Source organism: Burkholderia sp. MSMB617WGS, assembly GCF_001532025.2.
Taxonomy (GTDB): domain Bacteria; phylum Pseudomonadota; class Gammaproteobacteria; order Burkholderiales; family Burkholderiaceae; genus Burkholderia; species Burkholderia savannae.
The window spans coordinates 898,259-923,351 of record NZ_CP013457.1 but is presented as its reverse complement, the minus strand read 5'-3'; the positions used below and the strand labels follow the sequence as shown (position 1 = coordinate 923,351).

Genomic DNA, 25,093 nt, shown 5'->3' with positions numbered 1-25,093 from the left:
CGTTAAGCGACTTGAGCGTCTGCCCAGCGCGTAAGGCTGACGTAGTCGCTACTTTTCCGAATGTCACCAAAGCGCTCCGCAAACTCAGTAGAACGGAGCATGGCCGAAATCATTTCCTTCCTCGATATCGTTTCCGACGCCAACTTCTCTGCGTAGTCGCGAAGGCCGGCAAGATCCGGTTCGCGACACAGTAGTTTCTTGTAACCGATATAAGCGAAGTGCTCGCTAACCGGACATTTCAACTTTGCCCAGAACGACGTGTCTAGTACCGGGACCGATGCAGTCGAATACAACGACGTCCCGTCCGCCTCCAGTTCGACTTCCTGAACATCGCTCGTCGACAATTCCAGGAGGCTGTCAACCAACGGCCGATATGGCTGGGTCAAAAAGGACAGGTAGTGACGTCGTGCATCCCCGGGGATCAGGGAAAGTGCCTGCGACGACGCGTGGGGAACGAAGCCGTCCAGCACGCCCCAGATGGATTGCGTCTTCGAATAGTTTTCGGGATGCCGCGTATCGATGGTAGCTCCGGAAACGCCCAGAGGTCGCAGTCCGTCGAAATTCCGTCGCTGGAAAGCCTTCAAATACTCGCGGTTCTCAAAGACAAACTCGAACAGTTCACGCGCATAACGCGCACAATCGTATTCCAGTGCTGCCGCGCGGCCTCGCAATCCCACTTCTCGACGCTCGGCAACACCGCTCAGGAGACGCTCGAATACGCGCTGAAGTTCGTTGAAATCGGCCGTACTATGCACTTTATATGCGACGTCTTCACTCAGATCGGCATAACAACCCGTGTCGTAGCAGATCACTGGCTTGCCAGCTGCGAGCTGTTCGATCAGCGACCCCGACTGCCCCTCGGTATTAGGCTGCCGGAGGTTGACGAATACGTCAGCCTCAACCTGAAGCGCATACAGTTCGGTATCGCTGACTGAACCACGAAACTCGACGCAATGACCGAGATCGCCGTCAGCGCACAGGCGCCGCAGATACTGGTTATATTCGGGTGAAGCGCCACCGCAAAGAATGAGCCGGGCTTCCTTCTTGAGCCGCTCTGAATGGCCGAAGACGCGCAGGACCCGGTCGATACACTTGCTCGGCGACATATGGCCGAACGCTGCAAAAACAACTTTTCCACCCGCCTTCCCGCGAACCCTGTAGAAGGTGTCAATCACTTCTTCGGAAGGTACACGTTTGAGATCGTACGGATTCCGTGTCCTGAGAATCGGACCGGCGAAGTGCGGCTTCAACTGGTTCTCAAAGAATTTCGAATGAACCACACACGCCGACGCGAGCCCGGAAAAAACTTCGAACATCGGAAACGCGGCCACCGACGGCGAATCCCACCCGCCGCGCACACCTCCTGCATAACTCAGCGCGCTAGAATGACACGCTCGCACACCATCCTTCCCGTACAGCGCGGCGAGCAACCAATAGTACAGATCGGGCTTTTGCTTACGATTGAACAGATCGTTAACGATCCCGTGCTGCATAACGAAATCGTGTAGCACGACGATACCCGGCAACTTCTTCAAGCACTGGAAGATAGAGTAGTGATTCTCTTCGTTGTTGCCCAGGTTGTAAATTACTACATCGAATTCGCGGGCGACAGGCTCCATGTCCATATCGCTTTCAATGATACGAACGTTGACATCTTCAACCTCGTAAGGCCGATGCATGTCGTGCCATTGATAGAAGACCGTGACGTCGAAATAGTCTTTCAGACATTCGACAACGGCCTTCGACATGAAGCCGGGGCCGCATGCCGCATGAAACGGCGTAAAAAATGCAAGCTTCATTGCAGTGCGTCCATCAAGATTTTTTCCGGGCTGTAACGCCTCATCTGATGAAGGTGCAGGCTTTCGCCGAATGCCCCCGGCGACAGCACGCCACTCGCGAACATCCCGGCAATCCGGCCAACGAGATCGACATCTTCGGTTTCAAACCCGGTCACTTCATTCACGAAGTAGCGCTCGTCGATCGACGACCGGTAGAGTACGACGGGTCGCAACAATGCCGCCGCCAAAGACAGGCGCTGAAAGCTGAGTCGCGCATCAAGCCCGATTCCCGCATACAACAGGCTACGGGACAACGCCGCCTCAAAAGCACCAAACTCCTGGACGATCTTTGGCTTCGATGCAACACGCTCGCTGATTCCAATAATGTGCTCGCGCACCCGCTGGCTGGCGGAAAATACCAGCAAATCCTCGATACCGGACTGGCCCAAGGCATCGAGACCAGCAACCAGATCGTCATCCGCCATGTCGACATTGCCGACTTCCACTACGATCGCGCGACCATATTCGCCGGGCAGTTCGCCAACTTTGCTCGTCAATGGGAACGGCAACACATCTATCCGCGCCAGACGGGTGGCTAGCTCGCTCTTTGCAACGGTGTCGTTCACAAACACCCGCTCACCGCGGAGTGAGCCGATGTTCATCGCGCCGGCAAAAAAATGTTTGAACCGAATAAAGACGCTCGGCGCTTCCTTTTCCGCACCCACGCGCGGTTCGTCAAGCCAGTAAACAATCTTCTCCGAAGCTGACGGTCGATAATGTGCCGTCAGGGAAATGACTGACTCGTTTGATGGAATCGATCGTTCAACAGCATGAGCATTTCTCGCTTCACTGAGCGAGAGAACACGCACCCGGCGCCCGCCAGCGATGATGCGACCGGCCAAATATGAGGCCACCGCGCCGGAACCCTCAACATCCTGGTCTTTCACGATTTTTATCACTTCTTTTACCTAAACGCTGTAAGACTGTAAGCGCAATAGAAGTACCCCAACGTCGCGCGTCCCATCTTCCGCACGCACAAGCGGAGTAGCCAATTTCAACGTGTGCAACATTCTACCGGCAAGCGCGGTGCCGGCGGGAAAGACCAGGCGCAGACGTTGGACCGAGCCCTCGGCGCTGAACGCGTGCTGCATGGCCAGCATCCCGTTTAATGTGAAGTGCTCTGGCGCCAGTGCCACCTGCGACACACTATCGATATAGTCAACTTCGATCACAACATGACTGTCGCGCCCCGCGCGAAGCGGAATCTCCCATACAGCCCGAGGCTCCAGCCCTGTCCAACGTCCAAGAACATCTGCTCCGCATGGCAACCGGGTGGATTCCAGAAAATGCAAACCTCGAGCGCCGACTGCATTCGTCATGTCGAACACGTGGAAATCGCCAGCATTGCCAATATCGCGCGTGTCCTTGTCAGCGAGATACTCAAAAACGCACTCGACAAGCTTTTGGTAACCCGCATCAAAACGGCGATTGAACTCCTTCACCGCGAACTCGTACAACTCGATATCCATCAAGTTGTAATCGCGTAAAACGTCGGCTTCTTCAGGTGTGGTATCGTAACCACTACCAAACGAGGCCTTCTTCGGATTTCGATTAGTTAGCAGTGCCTCGCTTCGCTCCCATGGCCGGATACCGAGGGTATGCGCAAGGAGTACTAAAGAACGGTCAAATTGCTCGGTCAGGCCGAAGAAATGAAAATACTCGACGAGATTGCGCTTGGCCTCCTCGACGAGCGCGGCGTCATAGTATCCACGCTCCCTCTTCCATTCGACGCTCGGCGCGAGGTAGCGAGTCATCATGTTTTGAGCGCTGTCGGAAATCACGAAATTGTCCGAACTCACAAATTCGCAAAGCGACATCTCGGACGTCATCTTCAGCGCTTTGATTACATCCAGGTTAGCCTCATTGCGTCCGATCCAGGCATCTGAATAGCGCGAAGAGTCATGCCAGTTGTGATACTGGGAAATACAACGCTGAACCGGATCACGAAGAAAAGTTAAACGCGTTGCGCCGCCGAAGTGTCGATGCAGCGCGTCAAAGCTGAAATGCCCGACAAATAGTCCGTAGTGACGCGTCTCATCGGCCATCGCTTCATCAAGTTCGTAATCCAACGCGGCATTGCATACTTCGTGATCGTGATATATCGTACGAAGTATCTGATTGAATGACGATCCTGCCGTTTTCGGAATGTGATGAAACACAATCTGACGCGACAGCCGCTCCCCACTGCAGGCCATGCTGCGAAACGAATAATCGACGGTGCGCTCACGCATACGTTATTGCCTTTTCGAATCTCAAGGAGCCGAACCAACGCTTTGTATAAACTCGTCCCACCGAGGCGAAATGGCCTCGGCCGTGTAGCGGGCCGAAATTCGCTTCGCGCACTGACGGTACTCGGCAAATGTGTCGGCAGCATTGCGCAACGAGATCGCCTCACGAATTCCGCCAACAATTGATTCGACAGAATAAGGGTTGAAGTAGATACAGGCGTCCTCATAGACCTCCCGATGCACCGGGATATCGGATGCAGCAACGACACCACCGCTCATCATCGATTCCACGCCGGAATAATCAAAACCTTCCGCGTAACTCGGACAAATCGTTACCGTCGCGTGCTTGTAGAGATCCCGCAAATCCGAGGCCGCTACATTGCTCAGCAGGAACAATTCCCCCTTCTCGACCCACGGCACTATCGCATCAACGAATTCGGCGTAGTCCCAGCCAAGATCCCCGACGAGTACGAGCTTCAACGCCTCATTGTGACGGGATCGAAGTAATTCCCAAGCGGCAACGAGCGACGTATGATTCTTTCGCGGCTCGACTGTTGACACCATGAGCAAGTATTCGAAATCTTGCTGATTGGCATTCAATCGATTTCGCGTAAAAATGTCGACATGACTACTACTGAGCGCCTTGTACTTCTTCGCAAGTGGTCGAAACAACCTGGAAGACACAATATCTTTGACTAACTCCTTGGGGGAATCAACTTCTCTATAGATCGGCGAGACTGTATTATGAATAACAACCGCACGATCCTCGATTTCCGGAAATATTTTCAGCAGGTCATTTCTAGTAGCAGCCGAGACACAAGCAAAGTACGCCCCCGAATGGACGTTGCGCGCAAGCGCGTCATAGTGAGCGCCATGATGGAAAGCTCGATCCTTGATCGTATGCGGAAGAAAAATCGGTATCGCATCATGATATCGCACAATGAGCTTGGTATTGCACGACAAGACACCGGGAAACGGGGTCTGTGAAATAAATATATCGAAATCCCGAGTTTCGATTTTTTTGAATCGTTTAACCGACAACAAACCAGATATCGAAATCTTGAGGCGATGCAATGTCGCCATCGCAAGCGGTAATATGCGATACTGCGCAGTCAGAACGTAGGGACGGTCGTCAACCGGGAGAGTTTTCGCGAAGAAACGTCGCCAAACGAAATCTTCAAATTCCGCCGGAGCGAAAAAACCAAGTTTTTCAGAAAAACCAGCAACAACGGATACTCGCAGCGAAATCCCTCGTATTGCGGCACTAATTGCACGTGAAATTTCCCCAGCGACCCCTCTGCGCCCATCATCGGTAAACGAGACAACAATTTTGGACATCGCGCGAATCTGCGTGGCAGGACGGTCCGACTCTGCGGCATGCACCATCTTCGCCGTAATATCGCGACCGCCCTGCTGGAGCAAACCAGTAACCGCCATCTTCTTAAGGCCCAGCAGCGTACGAAACAACAAGCGCGTTTCCTGCGGAATGCCCGAATACCCGTCTAGCGCCGGCCGAAGCTCAACCAATACACGCACTTTATTTTTCATCGCAACCCTTCTTTGCCGGTAGATTTGCCGCCTTATACGCGTTGCACTTCCCGATAAAAATGATATGCCTCATCCATTTCCGGGAATTCATACAGCTTTCCCTCATGCAAAACTGTTGCCCTCTGACAGTTAGCGCGAATGAATCCCGGATCATGAGAAACAAAAATCATTGCTCTTGAATTGCGCTTCTCAAACAATTCCACATGACATTTTTGGCGAAAACGCTCATCCCCGACAGCCGTGACTTCATCGACGAGAAAACAGTCGAAATCCACCGCCATCGAAATAGCAAAGGCGAGCTTGGCCCGCATCCCCGCCGAATATGTTTTGACCGGTTCATTAAGATACCTGCCAAGTTCGGTGAATTCGCGCACAAACGGGAGCTTATCCTCAACCGGCACATCATAGATTCGGCATATAAAGCGAAGGTTGTCGATACCCGTGAGCGAAGTCTGGAACGCCCCGCCAAATGCCAGAGGCCATGAAACACTCATTCCCCGGTACACACGCCCCGCGGTCGGCCTCTCAGCGCCGCTAATAATACGAATCAGTGTTGACTTCCCGGCGCCATTCCCACCGAGAATACCGATCTTTTCTCCACTCCCTATATCGACGTCGACGCCATCAAGCACCGTACGCAGTCCAGATTTCGTCTGATACGTTTTCTTGACTCGAGTAAGTCGAATCATTCTGGCGTGACCTCACGACCCACGTCGCGAACCAACGCGAGACCAATCAGAGACATGGCTAGGCAAGCGCAAGCCATATACCCGACATCATAATGTGCCGCGACGAGGCTACCGAAATAGCCCTCGCGAAGCATTTCAACTCCGTGCACCATGGGCAACCACAGGACGAGTTTTTGAAATGTTGGCGAAAGCCAATCCACCATGAAGATGGCACCTGATAGCGGAAACATCAGATAGGTAACCGGATGCCAAAGCTTCTCGACAAGTTCCGTCTTCTCGCTTAATGCTCCAATGATAAAACCAAGCGACGCACCAAACCAGATAATCATGACCCAAGCAGACATTACCTCGAGAATATCTTCTGGATAACTAACGAGGCCCAATGCATGAAATGCAATCATCAACACAAAAAAGGATGCGGTATTGCCAACCACCTCCAATAAAATACGAGCAATAAAAATATCAATAACTTTGACATTTCGGTGGTACATCAGCGCCAAATTCGGCGTGACCGCCATACTACATCGTCCGGGCATGTTTCTCCAAAGCAAAACGGTCGAATATCCGGTCAAAGCAAACGCGGAAATAGGGAGATTCGATCCGTGAGTTGCTCCTGTCGCATTCCAAAGAATTGTAATCCCGACCGTGAAGATCATCGGCTCGACAAATAGCCACAAGAATCCTATGTTGTGACGCCCGTACCTAGTCAATACTTCTCGCATCAGCAATGCGAATATCACTCTTCGCTGAACTGCCAACGATCGGCCGAAATTTGTCATGGCGCGTTATTCCTGATGTTCCCGAATACCCGCTACCAGCATGCTCAACACCCCCCAGGCCGCGAGCCCCAAAATGAAGCAGGCAAATATGTTCCGAACACGCTTGGGCTCCATCGCGACGTCCGGTTCGTTCGGTTCCGCGACCCGTTCCAGATAGATTTGCTTTCTTTCCGCATCTGCCCTGGCTTGCTCCAGTGAGGTCAGTGCAGAGGCAAGAAGCTTCTCCCCGAACGATTGCTCCAAAGCCAGTCTCTGGTACTCGACCGAACGGTCCGACAACGAATTTTTCTCTCCTGCCACCCCCCCTTTCTCGCTCGCAATCGACGCTTCCAACGCACCGATAGACGCGGTCAGACTTGGGATCTGCGGATTCTGCGGACTGAGCATTCGCAATTGCGACAGCTGCGCCTGCTTGGCAATGAGCTCGCCCCGCAACTTCGCTACTAGTTCCAGCTGGATATTGGATTGCCGATCCGGATCGAACAGGCTCGCCTTGCTTCGGAATTTCGACAACGCTATCGACGCAGCCTTTACTTTGGCTTCTGCACCCGCCACCTCCGCAAGAGCGTAACGGAGCGAGTCTTGACGCGAGCGATCATTTAGTTCATTGACTCGCTTCTCCGCCATTTCAAGCAGGAATCTGTTGATCAGATATGCGTCCTTCGATGTATAGGCTTGAACGCGTAGCGTAGTTACCGCAGTTGCAGTCCCTGCATCGACGGAAACATGATTCTTGAAGTAGCGGTAGAAATACTCGAAGCCGTCGCGCCTGATCACTCCCGGGAATCGACTGAAGATATCAGCGTAGCGACTGCCAAATGCCTCTCTGAGAGGCATTTTCTGCTCGAGAACGACGAGTGCGTCTCTCGACTTTATGTAGTCCTGAACGACACTGGAGTCGTCGCTGGTCTTTGATAGGGAGACGCCCTGAAGCAATGCCCCCAAACCCGGTTCGCTCGATCGCTTTGGCGTACGCAAGATAAACTGCGATTCCGAGATGTAGACATCCGAAGCAATTAGCCCATAGTAGATAGTAGCAATTGCAGTCGGCAGCACCACCGTCGCCAGAAACAACGGAGTCAGCTTCAGTCGCCCAATTGTCCAAACCCGCCAGAACCAAGACGACTCCTGCGCTGAAGCATCGAAGCTTTCCATCGCGACACGTTTCGGCAGTGCGGATTTGGGATTATCAACCAGCTCCGCCGCGCCCACCGAGTATGGCGACGACGCAGGGAGCAATTCGTCGACGGATATGGACGATGCGCGCGCATCGGTCAGCAAATACCTCAAGACGAGCTGACGATGCTCAAGGTCCGTGCCCTCAAGTTCCGACTGAATGCGCAGGCGCACCTGACCGTCGCCAGCCTCGAGCAGGAAACGCCACGAGTTGAATACGTATCCCAGAGCAGTCGGCGTATCTACCGCTGGCGAACAGTCCGAATAACGCTCCCTGGCACGAGCAAGCGCCGCTTGCGGGTTCGAAACAGCAATGACCGATTCCAGCATCGGCAAATCATTACCAGAAAAGAAGTCAGCAAATGCAACGCCATTCATAGTGTTACTCGATCACCCCCCGAAACAACGAACACATGCCCCTACCGTCGGCAACGGCACCCATCATCTGCAGCGCCGCCATCAGTACCTGACTGTCTGAACGCCGGTAATCACCGGATACGCAACGGAGAACACAACATTCAAGAATTTTTGAAGTTCGGCAATCGGCGCATTCGAGACGTACAACAGATCGTTGTTGTCAACTTTGAAGCTTTGAGCCACGAAAAACGAATTCGGATCGCGAAGGTTCACGCGGTACACAACAGGCACCTTTCCATCTGCAGTCGTACGCACAGGAGCCGTCGGCCATTTCAGCGCCTTGGCATCTTCAAGTCGGAAGATGAATACGCCTTGCGCATCGGCACGTGAATCTTGCAGGCCTCCAGCGCGTGCAAGGGCCTGCGCAAGCGTGATGCCCTTCGCTTCAAAATTGATTTCGTCATTCTTGCCCGTCGCACCGAGTACCGTGAAGCTATACGGCTGAAACAGTACAGTCACCACATCGCCCGCATGCAGCAGAACATTCTGCCGCGGATCACGGATAACCATGTCGAGCGGCAACGAGGCCACAGTCTTGCCGCGCGTTACCTGGATCGTAACTTTGTCAACTGGGTGCTTCGCCCCACCCGCGCTCGCCAATGCATCAAGGAGGCGCTCACCCCGAGCGGTCAGAGCCATACGAGCGCTTTCCGCAACATCACCCACAACCGTTACATATGACGTCTCGTTGCGCGAAAGCTTCACGAGCACTTGCGGATCATGCGCCATACTCTTCAGTCGCGCTGTAATTTCACGCGCCAACTGCGTAGGCGAGCGGCCGGCTGCCTTGACTTGACCTGCAAACGGAATATCGACATTGCCGTCGCCATCGATAGCTTGATCGGGAAGCACCGTCACGCGCGCGTTCGCCGGCGCCGAGCCCCCTTCCGACTGAGCCGCACCAAAAAGCGTGGCCGGCGGCGCCTCCCAAATTGACACTTGAATCGTATCGCCGACGCCCAACTGTTGCCGAAACGACGCGCCGCCGCCCAGCGCCGTCACGAAGTCTGCCGTACTTCGATCAGCAAACAGCTGGCGCGCAACGTCCTCCGTCACATCGACGATCTGAATACCGGATGGGCTCTCCGACGCCCGCGCGATTTGCGCGCCACTGGCCCCCGACGTAGGAATACTTGAACAACCGGCAAGCGTGACCGCGCCCATGGCACACGCGATCAAAAACATTTTGCAGAATGGACGCGACATTGTTTATAGTTGCTGAACCTATGAGCTCGCGCATTGTCGCATACCTTCCGGTAAACTGAGCGCCGGCGATAAAATTTACCCAAGCAAGCTGACACGGCAAAACGCACCTATTGGCCGACGCTCCCGCCCTGAATCAGCACATCCCCAATAACCATCGCACGTTCCGAAGTTCGCGCTTGCCAATCATCTACCTAGACGTCACGCGTCTCGTTACCCGCTTTTACCAGGGTCTACTGCCAACGGGAGTGGACCGTGTCGGGTTGCAGTACATTCGGCACTATGGTAGCCGGGCGCGCGCCGTACTTAGCGAGCATGGTTTTTTCGTCATTCTGTCGGAAAAAGATTCGGTTCTTGTTTTCGAGTGGCTTACGTCATCAGCGGGTAACAAAAATGCGATACGCCGACTCGCAGCACATGCTTGCCTGAAAGCACCCTTCAACACAAGATTTCAAAATGGCATACTGTTGCACACGAGCCACAGTGGAATGGAATTCCCACGCTATTATAAAAAATTAGCAAGTCGCGGTATTAAATCGATATTCCTCGTCCATGATCTAATCCCGCTGACTCATGCCGAATATACTCGACCAGGAGTCGAACACACGCACCGGCGGCGAATTCATACGGCTTTGGAGTACGCCAGCGGCCTCATCGCCAATTCCCGAGCGACGCTGGAGTCGCTCGCCGCAGAGGCAACCAGTGCAGCGCTGCCGCTGCCACCATGCGCAATCGCGCACCTCGCTTCGGGTGTTGAACCACAGCCACCCCACCAGCGCCTACTTGACGCCCCCTACTTCGTGATGCTCGGCACAATCGAGCCGCGCAAAAATCACTGGTTCATCCTGCATGTCTGGCGGCGTCTAATCGAACAGCTTGGGAACGCCGCACCGAAACTGGTCGTGATCGGGCGTCGAGGCTGGGAATGCGAGAATGTCGTCGACATGTTGGAACGCTGCGCAAGCCTGCCGGGCACGGTGATCGAAGAAGCCAATTGCTCCGACGAGCGGCTTCACGCCTGGTTGCAGCATGCGCGCGCACTTCTCTTTCCTTCGTTTGTCGAGGGTTACGGGATGCCACTTGTCGAGGCACTGGGGCTTGGCGTACCCGTACTTGCAAGTAACCTAGACGTGTTCCGCGAAGTCGCAGCAGAAGTCCCCGATTACCTGGATCCGCTCGACGGCCCAGGGTGGGCTGCCAGCATCTGCAACTACGCTCGAGACGATAGCCACGAACGCACTGCGCAACTCGCCCGAATTGAGCACTTCCGCGAACCGACGTGGGTCGACCACTTCGAACGCGTCGATGCCTTTCTCGACACGCTAAGCTAAATGACCCGATCCACTGCATCGCGTCGAAACTGGTCAGACACCTTACTGAGTCCAGTTCGCATCCTATGCAGGCGGCGGCCAAAGCGTTCGTCAGGCACCGATCGCGAGTACATTTGGATAGACCGGAAAATTGGCCGAATGGCATTGAGTATCGCGCACTCATGCGGCGCCCAGACTCATGCAGCATGGTCCGGCCCGATCTGGGCAGAAGTACCGACCGGAACGCCGCTTCTCTCGTGGTTCGTTGCACCGGTCACCAACGCCGGACCGGATGCATTCGTGAAAGCGCTCGATGCGGCACTTGAGCAAGACTGTACTGCAGGTACCGCAGCGGCCGTTGCCAAGTTGATGAGACGCGTCCTCATCAATCACGCAATACGAGGCCGCGACGGTGTGTCGGAATTCCGTGCGCCATCTCGACTGCCCGACGAAATCCGAGTGCTGCTGATCGACGAGCGCAAATATTCGCAAGGGATTGGCGCCATTGCGACGAGCAACAACCGTAGAGCATTCGAGCGGATGATCCGTGCTGCTCGCACTGCCCATCCGGATGCCAAGTTTTGGCTCGCCCGCACCAGAGATAGTGGCTCCGGTACTTGGCTATCGGCGTCCGCGGCCGACATCCTCCCTCCCGACATGCACCATCTGGGTGAGCACGAATCACTATGCGCCGCGCTAGGGCACGTCGACCACGTCTACACGGTAGGCGCCTCCGAGGGAATGCAGGCACTGCTGGCCGGGAGACGAGTTCATGTGTTCGGCGCACCATACTATGCCGGCTGGGGCCTAACCGACGATGCCGTTCAGTTGCCCGGCCGTAATGCGCGACCAACACTCGCGGCGTTGTTCGATGTCGTCTTTCTGCGCTTTGCTCGCTACCTGAATCCCGCCACGCATGCTCTCGGTCGCATCGACGATCTACTCGACGCCATCGAATTGCAAAACACCGTTCGCCGGCGATTCGCCGATCTGCAGCAGGTGGCCGGCGTACGCTTTCAATGGTGGAAGCGTCCATTCGCAACCCCGTACCTCACGGCCGGCGGCGGAACGCTGAGGTGGATTCGCGAGGCAAGTCATCTGCGCGAAGGCGAGCACGCCGCGTTCTGGGGGGCGCGCAGCACGAACGACTTGCCGCCCGGCACAAAGATCATACGCATCGAAGACGGATTCCTGCATTCGACCGGCCTCGGCTCGGATCATGTGGCGCCGTACAGCCAGGTCATCGATCGAAGCGGCCTCTATTTCGATCCTGATCGGCCGAGCGATCTCACCACCATTCTGAACGAAACCGACTTCGGTGATGCCGAACTCGTCCGGGCGAACAGGTTGCGCCGCGAAATCGCCCGCCTAGGTCTGACCAAGTACAACCTCGGTCGCCGCAAGCCAACATGGTCGCCCCCCACGGGCAAGTGCGTAGTACTCGTACCCGGTCAGGTAGCAGACGATGCCTCCATCCGGCTCGGCACGCGCGGCATCACGACCGCGGAAGATCTGCTTTGCGAAGTTCGCGCTAGGCGTCCGGATGCCTTCATCGTCTACAAGCCTCACCCGGATGTCCTGTCTGGCAATCGTCAGGGAACAATCGAGGTAAATGCATGGGCCGACCTGATCGAACAGGATTCCGACCTGATCTCGTTGATAGAAGTGGCCGACGAGATCCACACACTTTCATCACTGTCCGGCTTCGACGCTCTGATCCGCGGAAAGGCCGTGCATACCTATGGCCTCCCCTTCTATGCGGGATGGGGCCTGACACAGGATGCACTCGCTCAACCCTGGCGCAAACGCACACTTTCTCTTGATATGCTGGCAGCCGGCGTGTTGCTGCGCTATCCGATCTACTGGGATTGGTCTCTCCGAATGTTTGCTTCGCCCGAACTCATTGTCCGGCAACTGGCAATTCCTGCAGCGCGACCGCTGACGAGTATCCGCGGCGATCGCCTGCGACCGTTTCGGAAAGCGTCCCGCTGGATTGCAAGCTGCCTACGCCATCTCCTCTGGCAATGCAGAAAATAGCGACACCGACGCAACCGCGTGAGGAAAATCATGGCCATGTAGGATCTGTCTGCCCCCAAACCTGATCGGTACTGGCGTGAACACCGAACGACCACGCGATCGTTTGGCGACATAGTCAAAGAACAAGACGTGGCATCGGTATGAGCAGAACAGGCGTCATGGACGCCTCTCGACACAACGAGCGTCACGTTGTGCGTATCCGCACTGGTGGGCGTAATCTGCCGGTCTATGCGACAATCGCCGCGTCACCGTTCAACTATCCGGCCTATCAAGTACAGACACTGCTGCCCCGCTACTCCCGTGGCCAGTGGCACAATCACAAGATCGACGAGAAGTCGTCGACTTCGCAATGCACGGCAACATGTACGTCAGTAGGGAAATCCAGGACCACATACCATGAACATTCATCCGGTCATCCTGTGCGGTGGCAGCGGCTCGCGTCTTTGGCCTATGTCGCGCGGCGGCTTCCCCAAGCAGTATCTAAAACTGACTGGCGATAGATCCCTGGTCCAGCAAACCGCGCTCCGCCTGCGCGACATTCCAGATACAGCTGCACCTATCGTTATCACTAACAACGAACAGCGTTTCTTGGTCGCAGAACAACTCCGTCAGGTCAATATCACACCGTCATCGATCGTGCTGGAGCCGGTCGGCCGCAATACTGCACCCGCCGTCGCAATCGCCGCGTTGCTTGCCATGCACGACTCACCCGATGCGCTGTTGTTGGTACTGCCATCGGACCACGTTATCCTCAACGAATCGGCATTCATCACAGCAGCCAGCGAGGCAGCAGCAATCGCAGCAGACAAGCATCTCGTCACCTTCGGCATCACACCGACGGAGGCGCATACCGGCTTCGGTTATATCCGGCGCGGCCAGGTCCTTGCCGACGGCAGAAAAGCCTTCAAGGTCGATGCGTTTGTAGAAAAGCCCGACGCGTCGACCGCTGAGCGTTTTGTCAAGGACGGCGGATACTACTGGAATAGCGGCATGTTCATGCTGCAAGCATCCACGTACATGGAAGAACTGCATCGCCATGCACCGGAGATTGCCCGTCAGGTTGAACTCGCCTTCGCTTCAGCCAAGCGCGACAACGATTTTCTTCGTCTCGACGCTGACGCATTCTTCGCGTGCCCTAATGTTTCGATCGATTACGCAGTCATGGAAAGGACCGAACGTGCGGCTGTCATCGCAACGACCGATCTAGGCTGGAGCGACATCGGATCGTGGAGCGCACTTGCGGACATCGCGGACGTCGATACGCTGGGTAATGCCCTCGTCGGCGATATATTCACGGACTCCGTCAAGAATTCATATATCCGCGCGGAACACCGGATGGTTGCCGCCCTCGGCCTCGACAACATCGTTATCGTCGAAACTGCCGACGCCGTGCTGGTCGCGCATCGAGACAAGGCCCAGGACGTCAAGAAGATCGTCGAGTGGCTGAATGCCTCCGGCCGCCGCGAATCGGTCACGCATCGCCGCGTCGTGCGCCCGTGGGGCTCCTACGAAGGCATCGACCAGGGTGATCGCTTCCAGGTCAAGCGCATCATCGTGAACCCCGGCGCGCAGCTGAGTCTGCAAATGCACCACCATCGCGCCGAGCACTGGATCGTCGTCAAGGGTACGGCGATGGTCACGAACGGCGACAAGGAGATCATGCTGACCGAGAACCAGTCGACCTACATTCCGCTCGGTGCGACCCATCGGCTGAGGAACCCCGGCAAGATCCCGCTCGAATTGATCGAGGTCCAGTCAGGCGCCTATCTCGGTGAGGATGACATCGTCCGCTTTGAGGACACCTACGGCCGCGCTGCGTCGTAACCACCGCGAATATCAAAGCGCGCGTCGCGACAGGCGACTATCCAGCGTCCGCTGCCAGACGGGCAGTACGCTAACGCGTACTGCCCGTTTTTCATTGCGCGCTGCACCCCAAAGGTAAGCGTCCTTCGAGCACCGTCTGGCGGGAATGCGTGGAGCGCGCGAAAGTGGTTCTCATCACATGAGTGGTGGAAACCAAATTGGACAGTGAACCGAAACGGACAACCCGGAAGGGATGTCCGAACCATCCGATCGACTTCAAGAGGCGCCTGACAGAACTGGCGTGCGAGCCCGGTGTGTCGGCCTCCAAGCTGGCCTTCGAACACGGCCTCAATGCCAATCTGTCGTTCGGACGGCGACGGCAATATCGGGCTGGGCTATTCGGCATACCGGACGCGACGCCCGCGATGCCCCCGGTTTCGGTCGTCGACGCGGCGCCGATAACGCCACTGGACGAGGCACACCACGGTTCGCCAGCGGCCGCGCCAGCCGAAGCTGCCTTGTTCGACGGTACGATCGAAGTGCATTTCGCCGATGTGGTCGTGCGCATCGCGCCATGCCACCGAACCGGCAACGGTGCGCGCGGTGCTGGCGGCGTTGCGTCAATGATCCCGTCGGGACTGACTTCGGTCGTCGGCCTGCCGGCGGGCACCCGCATCTGGATCGCGGCAGGTGTCACGGACATGCGCTGCGGCTTCAACGGGCTGGCAGCCAAAGTGCGGACGGCGTTAGCCGAGAATCCGTTCAGCGGGCACATATTTGTGTTCCGAGGCCGACGCGGCGATCTCGTGAAGGCGCTGTGGTGGACTGAGGATGGTATGCGCCTGCTCGCCAAGCGTCTTGAGCGGGGACGCTTTATCTGGCCACGAGCGACGGGCGGCACCGTATCGCTCTCGCAGGCACAACTGTCGATGCCGCTCGAAGGCATCGACAGGCGCCGTCCCGAACGGACGTGGCGTCCGGAATCGGGCTCGTAAACGAGTCCGCGCCCACGTAAGCTCTTGGCATGCCCTCGCATGCCGCGTCCACCATCGATACTTTTCAAGCCCTGCTGAACGAATGCGAGGCGATGCCTGTGCGTCTGCAGGAGACGATCTTCACGCAGCAAGCTGCGCTCGACGCCCGCAGCACCGAGATCGATCACCTGAAGCTGGTGGTCCTCAAGCTCAAGCGCCAGCAATTCGGTCGCAAGTCGGAGAAGCTCGACCATGAAATCGCGCAACTCGAATTGCGCCTGGATGAACTACAGGCCGACGAAGGGGCCGCGTCGCCGGATGCACTGACGCAACGGGTAACGAATCGCGCGCCTTCCAAGCGTGTGACACTGCCCGCAGCAATTGCCGCGCGAAGTCCACACGTATCGCCCGGATGGCGCGGCGGCATGTGCTGAGGTGGCGGCCCGGTGAAGCGGCCGGATGAAGACGTCAGCGAACAACTCGAACACGTTCCTGCGTGCCTCAAGGTCATCCTACATGTGCGCCCGGAATACGCGCATGTCTACTGTGACCACATTGCGCACGCGCGACCGATCATCAGGGGCCGGCCGGACCGGGGCTTCTGGCCCACGTGCTGGTCGTGAAATACTGCGATCATCTGCCGCTGTATCGGCAATCGGTGATGTACGCGCGCGAAGGCGTGACGCTCGAGCGCGCGACGCCGGCCGAATGGCTCGGAGCGGCCAGCGCGTTACTCACGCCCCTCGTCGAGGCCATCCGGCGTCACGTCACGGCGGCTTCGAAGCTGCACGCCGACGATACGCCAGTACCGGTCTTGGCACCGGGTCATGGCAAGACCAGGACTGGGCGCTGGCGGGTCTATGTGCGGGACGATCGACCGCCAGCGGGTAAGGCCGTGCCTGCGGTGTGGCTTGCTTACACCGAGAATCGCAAGGGGGAACATCCATAAACGCACGTGGAGCATTACCGAGGTGTCCTGCAGGCCGACGCCTATGGTGGCTACCAGGCGATCTACGACACCGCGCACGTGGTGAAAGCGGCCTGCTGGGCGCATGCCCGGCAGAAGTTCTACGACCCCTGGAGCAGGCGCAACCGTCGGCCGTGACGGCCGAAGCATTGCGCCGCATCGGCGAGCTGTATGCCATCGAGGCGAAGATTCGCGGCAAGCCGCCCGACGAACGACGTCGCGTCCGGCAAGCCGAGTCGCGGCTGCGGCTGGAAGCCCTGCACGAATGGCCGGGTGCGGTCGCACAAACGCTGTCGAGAAAATCGGATACGGCGACGGCGATACGGTATGCACTGAACCGCTGGGATTCACCGGTACGCTACTATGATGACGGCGCCATCGAGATCGATAACTCGACGGCAGAGCGAGCGCTGCATGGCGTTGCGCTCGGGCGCAAGAACTACCCTGTTCGCCGGTGCCGATTCCGGCGGTCGGCGCGCGGCTGCCGTGTACAGTCTGGTTGAAACAGCCAAGCTGAACGGCATCGATCCCGAAGCGTACCTGCGCCGGGTGCTGGATCGCATCGCCGAGCATCCCATCAACCGAGTCGAAGACCTGCTTCCCTGGAACATCGAGATGCAACCCGCCCTGCAAGAGGCCGCGTGAGATGACGGCACGAAAAACGACTTCCCGTTCATCAGCACAACTGCTGCAACTGAAAATCGAGCTGTCGAGAATCAAGCCGTCGATCTGGCGCCGGGTCGTGATACCGGAAACGATCACGCTTGCCAAATTGCATCGCGTGATCCAAGCCGCGATGGGCTGGACCGACTGTCATCTGCATGAGTTCGAGATTGCGGGGGAACGCTACGGCATCCCCGATCGGGAGTTCGGCCTCGGCGAGTCGGTGATCTCCGAAGCCCGTGCGAGGCTGGGCAAATGCCTGGGTGATGTGGCGTCACTGCGTTACCTCTATGACTTCGGCGACGACTGGGAGCATAAGATCAAGGTGGAAAAGGTTCTGCCGACAGACACCTGTCTGTATCCCTTATACCTCGGTGGTGCCAATGCGTGCCCGCCCGAAGATGTCGGCGGCCCTCATGGCTACGATGAGTTCCTCGAGGTGATCGCCGACTCGGCGCACCCCGAGCATGAACACATGCTCGACTGGCATGGCGGGCCATTCGATCCCACCGCAATCGACCACGACCTCATCCAGGCCCGCCTTCAGCGCATCGAGCTCTGAGCGTCAACACGGCCTTCAGTGGACGGTTGCCCCCAAAGCAGGTTGCCCAGCACTCGAAGGTGAGGTTATAAAAACGCCACCAATCCCGGTGCATGCGCCGCACTTTTTACTCTTGCCTTCGGAGAACGCATGATCGACCTGCACACCGCCCAACAATTCCTAATGACCCGCGGCCTGGATTTCGGCCTCAACCTGCTCGCCGCGATCGCGTTATGGTTCGTCGGCCGCTGGGCGATCCATATCGGCACGCGCCTGCTCGGCAAGGTCATACGCCGCAGCGGCAAGGTCGACCCGACACTCGCCGACTACCTGACCTCGGTCGTCAGCGTGCTACTGACGATTCTGCTGATCCTCGCGATCCTGCAGATCTTTGGCGTGCAGACCACGTCGTTCGCGGCGCTGCTCGCCGGCCTCGGCCTCGCGATCGGCACGGCCTGGGGCGGCCTGCTCGCTCATTTCGCCGCCGGCGTGTTCATGCAAGTGCTGCGTCCGTTCAAGATCGGCGACGTGATCAGCGCGGGCGGCGTCACCGGCACGGTGAAGGAGCTCGGCCTGTTCGGCACGACGATCATCACCGCTGACAATATCGTGACGATCGTCGGCAACAACAAGATCTTCTCGGACAACATCGCGAACTATAGCGCGACGGCGCATCGCCGCGTCGACCTGACCGCGAAAATCGCGAACAGCGTCGACGCGGTCGATGCGATCAACCGCCTGAAAGTGTCGATCCAGCAAATCCCGAACGTGCTGACCAATCCGGCGCCGGACGTCGGCGTGCTGCAGTTCACGCCGGAAGGCCCGCTGCTGTTCGTGCGCCCGTCCACGCAGCCGGCGAACTACTGGCAGGTGTACTGCGACACGAACCGCGTGATCCTCGAAACGTTCCGCGACGCGCAATACCCGACGCCCGAAACGCCGATTTCGCGTCGCAACGCATAACCGCGCCGCGCCCCGCGCACGGACGAAAAAAAGCGTGGCAGCCGCCACGCTTTTTTATTGCGCTCTGAACGCCGCACCGCCGATCAGCGCCCGTCCGTCTTCTGTGTGCCGCCCTGACGCCCGCGCACGACCTTCCACAGCGCGCCGATCGCGACGGGAATCACCGCCGCGCCGATCCCGACGAGCACGATCACGTTCAGGTAATGGCGAATGAACGGAATGTTGCCGAAGAAGTAGCCGAGGAACACGAGCAGCAGCACCCAGATCAGCGCGCCGATCACGTTGAACAGCTGAAAGCGCGCGAAGCTCATCGCCGATGCGCCCGCGACGAACGGCGCGAACGTGCGCACGACCGGGATGAAACGCGCGAGCACGAGCGTCTTGCCGCCGTGCCGCTCGTAGAAGTTGTGAGTCTTTTGCAGCGCGGCGCGATCGAGGAAGCGCTCGAGCCCCGGAATGTGCGTGCTGAAGACTCTCGGCCCGATCGCGCGGCCGATCAGATAGTTGACCGTATTACCGCCGACCGCCGCGACGAGCAGCAGCACGATGAGCCCCGCGAGCGTCATTTCGCCCGTCGCCGCGAACGCGCCCGCGATGAAGAGCAGCGAATCGCCCGGCAGGAACGGGAAGACCACGAGCCCGGTTTCGCAGAAAACGATCAGGAACAGCACCAGATAGACCCAGGCGCCATACTGCCGGATGAAATCGCCGAGAAATGCATCGATGTGCAAGACGAGGCTGACGAAATGAAGCAGCGTTTCCAAATGCGTTTCCTTGTGTCGGTGACGAAGTGAGCGCGCGCCGGCCGCAAAAAGGCCAGAAGCAGGGCCGGATGCGAAAAATCCATGCTGTCATGATACCGAAAGTGCCTTAAGCGACCGTGAAATTTGGTCGGCGAGCGACGTCGCGCACCGAGCGCGGCGGGCGACGCCCGGCACAGGCTCGCTATAATTCCGCCATGTCCGAATTCACCGATTCCGCCGTGGGCGCGACGCCCGACGGCGCCTCCCCGTCCGCGCCGCGCCAACTGCGCGCGATCCAGCCGCTGCCCGATCAGCTGATCAGCCAGATCGCGGCGGGCGAAGTGGTCGAGCGGCCCGCGTCCGTCGTCAAGGAGCTCGTCGAAAACGCGCTCGACGCGGGCGCGAGCACGCTGCGCATCATGCTCGACGAAGGCGGCGTCAAGCGCATCTCGATCACCGACGACGGCTGCGGGATTCCCGCCGACGAGCTGCCGCTCGCGCTGATGCGCCACGCGACGAGCAAGATCCGCTCGCTCGCCGAGCTCGAGGCGGTCGCGACGCTCGGGTTCCGCGGCGAGGCGCTCGCGTCGATCGCATCGGTCGCCGAAATGTTCATCACGAGCCGCACCGAGGAGGCCGCGCACGCGACGCGCATCGACGCGCAGACGGGCGTGCTCGCGCCCGCGGCCGGCACGCGCGGCACGACGATCGAAGTGCGCGAGCTGTACTTCAGCACGCCAGCGCGCCGCAAATTCCTGAAGAGCGAGCAGACCGAATTCGGCCATTGCCTCGAGATGATCCGCCGCGCGGCGCTCGCGCGGCCGGACGTCGCGATCTCGGTGCTGCACAACGGCCGCGCGGTCGAGCACTGGAACGCGAGCGAGCCGGCGGCGCGCGTGGCGAAGATTCTCGGCGAAGGCTTCTCGAGCGCGCATCTGCCGCTCGACGAGCGCGCCGGGCCGCTCGCCGTCTACGGCTGCGCGGGGCTGCCCACCGCGAGCCGCGGCCGCGCGGACCAGCAATACTTCTTCGTCAACGGCCGCTTCGTGCGCGACAAGCTGCTCACGCATGCGGCGCGCGCCGCGTACGAGGACGTACTGCACGGCAACCGCTATCCGTCGTACGTGCTGTTCCTCGACCTGCCGCCGGAAGCCGTCGACGTGAACGTCCATCCGTCGAAGATCGAGGTGCGCTTCCGCGATTCGCGCTCGATCCACCAGTTCGTGTTCCATGCGGTGCAGCGCGCGCTCGCGCGGCATGCGGGCGCATCGCCGGAAACGACCGCGGGCGGCCACGCCGCGCATCTTTCGCCGGTCGAGCCGGCGTCGACCGAATCGTTCGCCGCGCCGGGCGCGTCGTTCGTCCGCCCGGGCCTCGCGGCCGGCGCGGACGCCGGCGCCGGCCAGCCGGCGCCCGGCAACACATGGCTGCGGCAATCGCGGATGACGCAAGGCACGCTGCCCGTCGCGCAACCGCTCGCGCTGTACGACGCGCTTTTCGGCCGGAAAGACGCGGGCACGCCGCACGGAACGACGGGCGACGGGCTCGAGGCACGCGACGCGACGGATGCAGCGGATACGCCGAGCGCTCACCGCTTCGCGACCATGCCGGGCGGCGCCGCGTCGCCCGCGTTCTCGGCGGCGGATGCGTCCGCCCTCCCGATGCACGACGAGCAGCCGCTCGGCTTCGCGGTCGGCCAGATCCACGGCATCTACGTGCTCGCGCAGAACGCGCGCGGCCTCGTGATCGTCGACATGCACGCCGCGCACGAGCGGATTCTGTACGAGCAGTTCAAACGCGCGCTCGCCGACCGCACGGTGGCCGTGCAGACGCTGCTGATTCCTGTGTCGATGAGCGCGACGCCCGTCGAGATCGGCACGGCCGAGGAAGAGCGCGAGACGCTCGACGCGCTCGGCTTCGATCTCGCGGTGCTGTCGCCGACGACGCTCGCGATCCGCGCGGTGCCCGCGCTCCTGAAGGATGCCGACCTGCAGGCGCTCGCGCGCGCGGTGCTCGCGGATCTGCACGCATTCGGCGGCTCGCGGGTGCTGACCGAGCGCCAGCACGAACTGCTCGGCACGCTCGCGTGCCATCACGCGGTGCGCGCGAACCGGCGGCTCACGCTCGACGAGATGAACGCGCTGCTGCGCCAGATGGAGGCGACTGAGCGCGCGGACCAATGCAACCACGGCCGGCCGACCTGGTATCAATTGACGCTCGGCGATCTCGACCGGCTCTTCATGCGCGGCCAATGAGCGAACGCACCGCAGCACCCGCGCGGACGGTCGCGTGCCTGCTCGGCCCGACCGCGTCCGGCAAGACGGCCGCCGCGCTCGCGCTCGCCGCGCGCCGGCCGATCGAGATCGTCAGCGTCGATTCGGCGCTCGTCTACCGCGGAATGGACATCGGCACCGCGAAGCCGACGCGCGACGAGCGCGCAGCCGTGCCGCATCATCTGATCGACATCGTCGATCCGGCCGACGCTTACTCGGCCGCCGAATTCCGCGCAGACGCGCTGCGCGTCGTCGCCGAAATCGCCGCGCGCGGCCGCACGCCGCTCCTCGCGGGCGGCACGATGCTCTACTACAAGGCGCTGACGCAGGGCCTGAACGACCTGCCGGCGGCCGACCCGGAGGTGCGCGCGACGCTCGACGCCGAAGCCGCGCGCGACGGATGGCCCGCGCTGCACGCGCGCCTGGCGAGCGTCGATCCGGCGACGGCCGCGCGGCTCGCGCCGAACGATTCGCAGCGCATTCAGCGCGCGCTCGAGGTGTATCGGCTGACGGGGCGGCCGATGTCCGCGCTCCTCGCCGCGCCGCCGCGCGACGACGACGCGGCGGCGGGCCTGCGGTTCGTGCCCGTCGCGCTCGAGCCGTCGGACCGCGCGGTGCTGCACGCGCGCATCGCCGCGCGCTTCGACGCGATGCTGGAGGCGGGCTTCATCGACGAAGTCGAGCGCCTGCGCCGGCGCGAGGATCTGCATCTCGGCCTGCCGTCGATGCGCTGCGTCGGCTACCGGCAGGCGTGGGAGTATCTGGACGGCGTGACCGACTACCGGACGATGCGCGACAAGGGCATCTTCGCGACCCGGCAGCTCTGCAAGCGGCAGTTGACATGGCTGCGCGCGATGCCGGAGCGGGTCGTCGTCGATTGCTGCGCCACGGACGCGACCGCGCGCGCGGTCGACGCGCTCGAGCGGGTGCTCGACGGCCGCGCGCCGGCCTGACGGGCTGCACGCCGCGCGCCGGCCTGACGGGCTGCACGCCGCCCGCCCCGCCCGTCAGGCGGGCGACGCGAGCAGATTCGCGTCGCGCACGAGCCGCCAGCGGCCGTCCGATTTGCGCAGGATCGTCAGCGTATGGCCGCAGCGGCGCATGGTGTCGCCGCCCGGCGGCGTCACGTCGATTTCGAGGAAGTTGCGCAGGTACGCCCAGTCGCCCAGCACGCGCAATTCGTCGATCCGGTAGCGGCCGTCGATCCGCGGCGGCGGGCTCACCGCATTCGCGTCCCGCGACGCGGCGGCGAACGCCGCCTTGTCGAACGGCGGCCGGCCGGGCACCATGAAGATCGCGTCGTCGGCGATCAGATCGAGCACCGTCGTCAGATCGCCGCGCCGGCTCGCGACGAACCAGGTTTCGATCAGTTCGCGAATCGCGTGTTCGTCGTCGGTCATCGTCGTTCCTCCTATCGACCACAGGTGGCGCTTCAGCGCTCATGCCGGGCGGACGTCGACGAAACTCGGCGCATCAGCGCCTAATCCCGTCCCGTGCAAGGCTGCTGGCGCTTCGGCACTTGCTCCGGCCCCATGCGCGGCCGTCATCGGCGCAGCGCGCGGCCCAGAAAAAAAGCCGCCCGGATCGGCTCCGGGCGGCTTTCGATGAACATCCCGACGGCGCGGCGCGTCAGACCACGACCGTCTGCGCCTCGCCCTCGCGGCTCGCGCGCACGGCGCCGATCTTCCACACCTGCTCGCCGGCGTCGGTCAGCTGGCGGAGCGCTTCGTCCGCATCGGCGGCCGATACGATCACGGCCATCCCGATCCCGCAGTTGAACACGCGGTGCATTTCCGCGTCGGCGACGCCGCCGTGCTGCTGCAGCCACTGGAACAGCGGCGGCAGCGGCCACGTACGCTGGTCGAGTTCGGCGGTGAGGCCGTCGCGCAGCACGCGCGGAATGTTCTCGACGAGGCCGCCGCCCGTGATGTGCGCCATGCCCTTCACCGCGATCTTCTCCATCAGCGCGAGGAGCGGCTTCACGTAGATGCGGGTCGGCGCCATCAGCGCGTCGGCGAGCGAGCGGCCGTGGAAATCGGCCGACAGGTCCGGATTCGCGCGTTCGATGATCTTGCGCACGAGCGAGAAGCCGTTCGAATGGATGCCGCTCGACGCGAGGCCCAGCACCGCGTCGCCCTCGGCGATCGTGCTGCCGTCGATGATCTTGCTCTTCTCGACCGCGCCGACCGCGAAGCCCGCCAGATCGTATTCGCCGTCCGGATACATGCCCGGCATCTCCGCCGTCTCGCCGCCGATCAGCGCGCAGCCCGACAGCTCGCAGCCCTGCGCGATGCCCTTGACGACGGTCGCGGCCGTGTCGACGTCGAGCTTGCCGCACGCGAAATAGTCGAGGAAGAACAGCGGCTCGGCGCCCTGCACGAGGATGTCGTTCACGCTCATCGCGACGAGATCCTGGCCGACCGTGTCGTGTTTGTTCAGATGAAACGCGAGCTTGAGCTTCGTGCCGACGCCGTCGGTGCCCGACACGAGCACCGGTTCGCGATACTTCTTCGGCACTTCGAACAGCGCGCCGAACCCGCCGATGCCGCCGAGCACGCCGTCGCGCAGCGTTTTCTTCGCAAAGGGCTTGATCTTGTCGACGAGCGCATCGCCCGCGTCGATGTCGACGCCCGCGTCGCGATAGGACAGACCTTGAGCGTCAGGAGCGGATTTCGGAGGATTCATGGGGGAATGCGAGAAGGTCGGTAAAATGCGATTTTACCCGAAGCCGGCCGGGCGGCCGGAATTCCCCGCATCGATTCATCAGGGAACGCATCGTGCTCCATTCGTCACCGTTTTCGCCGCTCGAGCGGCCGCGCCCTCGCCTGGCGGGCGCCGCCGCACGGCGGGCCACCCGCTCGCGGCGCGCCGCCTGCCGGCCCGCCGCGAGCGGCCGCGGACGCGGACGCTCGCCGACGATGCCGTTCACGCGCCGCCGCCC

At 60.1% G+C, this 25,093-nt stretch carries 20 protein-coding genes and 1 pseudogene; 9 read left to right on the top strand and 12 right to left on the bottom strand.

Annotated features, from left to right (window positions below):
• Positions 1 to 2 precede the first annotated feature (2 nt).
• The 8 genes from WT60_RS04640 to WT60_RS04605 all read right to left on the bottom strand — a co-directional run bounded on the left by WT60_RS04640 (position 3) and on the right by WT60_RS04605 (position 9,881).
• Positions 3 to 1,799, bottom strand: a complete 1,797-nt coding sequence (locus tag WT60_RS04640) for a DUF4214 domain-containing protein (RefSeq protein ID WP_060355497.1) — start codon at positions 1,797 to 1,799, stop codon at positions 3 to 5.
• Complete coding sequence (locus WT60_RS04635; RefSeq protein WP_060355558.1) at positions 1,796 to 2,647, bottom strand: hypothetical protein; 852 nt, start codon at positions 2,645 to 2,647, stop codon at positions 1,796 to 1,798. Before WT60_RS04635 ends, WT60_RS04640 begins: the two co-directional genes overlap by 4 nt.
• Before the next feature lie 99 nt (positions 2,648 to 2,746).
• On the bottom strand, positions 2,747 to 4,069 hold the full coding sequence (locus WT60_RS04630) for a sulfotransferase family 2 domain-containing protein (RefSeq protein WP_060355496.1): 1,323 nt from the start codon (positions 4,067 to 4,069) through the stop codon (positions 2,747 to 2,749).
• A gap of 21 nt (positions 4,070 to 4,090) precedes the next feature.
• Positions 4,091 to 5,614: a glycosyltransferase family 1 protein gene (locus WT60_RS04625; protein WP_060355495.1), complete on the bottom strand. Its 1,524-nt coding sequence runs from the start codon at positions 5,612 to 5,614 to the stop codon at positions 4,091 to 4,093.
• Between the two features lie 32 nt (positions 5,615 to 5,646).
• Positions 5,647 to 6,303: an ABC transporter ATP-binding protein gene (locus WT60_RS04620; protein ID WP_082759246.1), complete on the bottom strand. Its 657-nt coding sequence runs from the start codon at positions 6,301 to 6,303 to the stop codon at positions 5,647 to 5,649.
• The gene (locus tag WT60_RS04615) at positions 6,300 to 7,082 is read right to left on the bottom strand and encodes an ABC transporter permease (RefSeq protein WP_060355494.1); all 783 of its coding nucleotides are present in this window, start codon (positions 7,080 to 7,082) and stop codon (positions 6,300 to 6,302) included. Before WT60_RS04615 ends, WT60_RS04620 begins: the two co-directional genes overlap by 4 nt.
• A gap of 6 nt (positions 7,083 to 7,088) precedes the next feature.
• A complete protein-coding gene (locus WT60_RS04610) occupies positions 7,089 to 8,636 on the bottom strand; it encodes a capsule biosynthesis protein (protein WP_060355493.1) in 1,548 nt (515 codons plus the stop codon).
• A gap of 81 nt (positions 8,637 to 8,717) precedes the next feature.
• Positions 8,718 to 9,881 (bottom strand): polysaccharide biosynthesis/export family protein, encoded by a 1,164-nt coding sequence (locus WT60_RS04605; RefSeq protein ID WP_060355492.1) that lies wholly within the window; start codon positions 9,879 to 9,881, stop codon positions 8,718 to 8,720.
• A 176-nt stretch (positions 9,882 to 10,057) separates the two neighbouring features.
• Between WT60_RS04605 and WT60_RS04600 the strand changes: the two genes are divergently transcribed.
• From WT60_RS04600 to WT60_RS04565, 7 genes and pseudogenes are all read left to right on the top strand, one after another.
• Positions 10,058 to 11,209, top strand: coding sequence for a glycosyltransferase family 1 protein (locus WT60_RS04600; RefSeq protein WP_060355491.1), 1,152 nt, complete (start codon positions 10,058 to 10,060; stop codon positions 11,207 to 11,209).
• Positions 11,210 to 13,225, top strand: a complete 2,016-nt coding sequence (locus tag WT60_RS04595) for a capsular biosynthesis protein (RefSeq protein WP_082759244.1) — start codon at positions 11,210 to 11,212, stop codon at positions 13,223 to 13,225.
• Between the two features lie 396 nt (positions 13,226 to 13,621).
• The gene (locus tag WT60_RS04590) at positions 13,622 to 15,049 is read left to right on the top strand and encodes a mannose-1-phosphate guanylyltransferase/mannose-6-phosphate isomerase (protein ID WP_060355489.1); all 1,428 of its coding nucleotides are present in this window, start codon (positions 13,622 to 13,624) and stop codon (positions 15,047 to 15,049) included.
• Positions 15,050 to 15,246: 197 nt separating this feature from the next.
• Positions 15,247 to 16,023 (top strand): IS66 family insertion sequence element accessory protein TnpB, encoded by a 777-nt coding sequence (tnpB, locus tag WT60_RS35645; RefSeq protein ID WP_348982042.1) that lies wholly within the window; start codon positions 15,247 to 15,249, stop codon positions 16,021 to 16,023.
• Between the two features lie 92 nt (positions 16,024 to 16,115).
• Positions 16,116 to 17,614: pseudogene (locus tag WT60_RS35535) on the top strand (IS66 family transposase).
• Between the two features lies 1 nt (position 17,615).
• Entirely contained in the window at positions 17,616 to 18,194 is a 579-nt protein-coding gene (locus WT60_RS04570) for a plasmid pRiA4b ORF-3 family protein (RefSeq protein ID WP_060355486.1), read from the top strand.
• Positions 18,195 to 18,323: 129 nt separating this feature from the next.
• Positions 18,324 to 19,136 carry a mechanosensitive ion channel family protein gene (locus WT60_RS04565; RefSeq protein WP_060355485.1) on the top strand — a complete coding sequence of 271 codons (813 nt, stop codon included), beginning with the start codon at positions 18,324 to 18,326 and terminating at the stop codon, positions 19,134 to 19,136.
• A gap of 83 nt (positions 19,137 to 19,219) precedes the next feature.
• On the opposite strand, the gene WT60_RS04560 is transcribed toward WT60_RS04565, so the two are convergent.
• Complete coding sequence (locus WT60_RS04560; protein ID WP_060355484.1) at positions 19,220 to 19,900, bottom strand: DedA family protein; 681 nt, start codon at positions 19,898 to 19,900, stop codon at positions 19,220 to 19,222.
• Between the two features lie 194 nt (positions 19,901 to 20,094).
• Between WT60_RS04560 and mutL the strand changes: the two genes are divergently transcribed.
• Both mutL and miaA read left to right on the top strand, forming a co-directional pair.
• On the top strand, positions 20,095 to 22,134 hold the full coding sequence (gene mutL, locus WT60_RS04555; RefSeq protein WP_060355483.1) for a DNA mismatch repair endonuclease MutL: 2,040 nt from the start codon (positions 20,095 to 20,097) through the stop codon (positions 22,132 to 22,134).
• Positions 22,131 to 23,105: a tRNA (adenosine(37)-N6)-dimethylallyltransferase MiaA gene (gene miaA, locus WT60_RS04550; protein WP_038753339.1), complete on the top strand. Its 975-nt coding sequence runs from the start codon at positions 22,131 to 22,133 to the stop codon at positions 23,103 to 23,105. Before mutL ends, miaA begins: the two co-directional genes overlap by 4 nt.
• Before the next feature lie 54 nt (positions 23,106 to 23,159).
• Here the strand turns inward: miaA and WT60_RS04545 are convergent, their stop codons facing one another.
• The 3 genes from WT60_RS04545 to WT60_RS34325 form a co-directional block, all read right to left on the bottom strand.
• Positions 23,160 to 23,552, bottom strand: coding sequence for an SgcJ/EcaC family oxidoreductase (locus WT60_RS04545; RefSeq protein WP_038753338.1), 393 nt, complete (start codon positions 23,550 to 23,552; stop codon positions 23,160 to 23,162).
• A 229-nt stretch (positions 23,553 to 23,781) separates the two neighbouring features.
• Entirely contained in the window at positions 23,782 to 24,837 is a 1,056-nt protein-coding gene (gene purM / locus WT60_RS04540; RefSeq protein ID WP_059583448.1) for a phosphoribosylformylglycinamidine cyclo-ligase, read from the bottom strand.
• Entirely contained in the window at positions 24,812 to 25,081 is a 270-nt protein-coding gene (locus WT60_RS34325) for a hypothetical protein (protein WP_156437401.1), read from the bottom strand. Before WT60_RS34325 ends, purM begins: the two co-directional genes overlap by 26 nt.
• Positions 25,082 to 25,093: the final 12 nt, after the last annotated feature.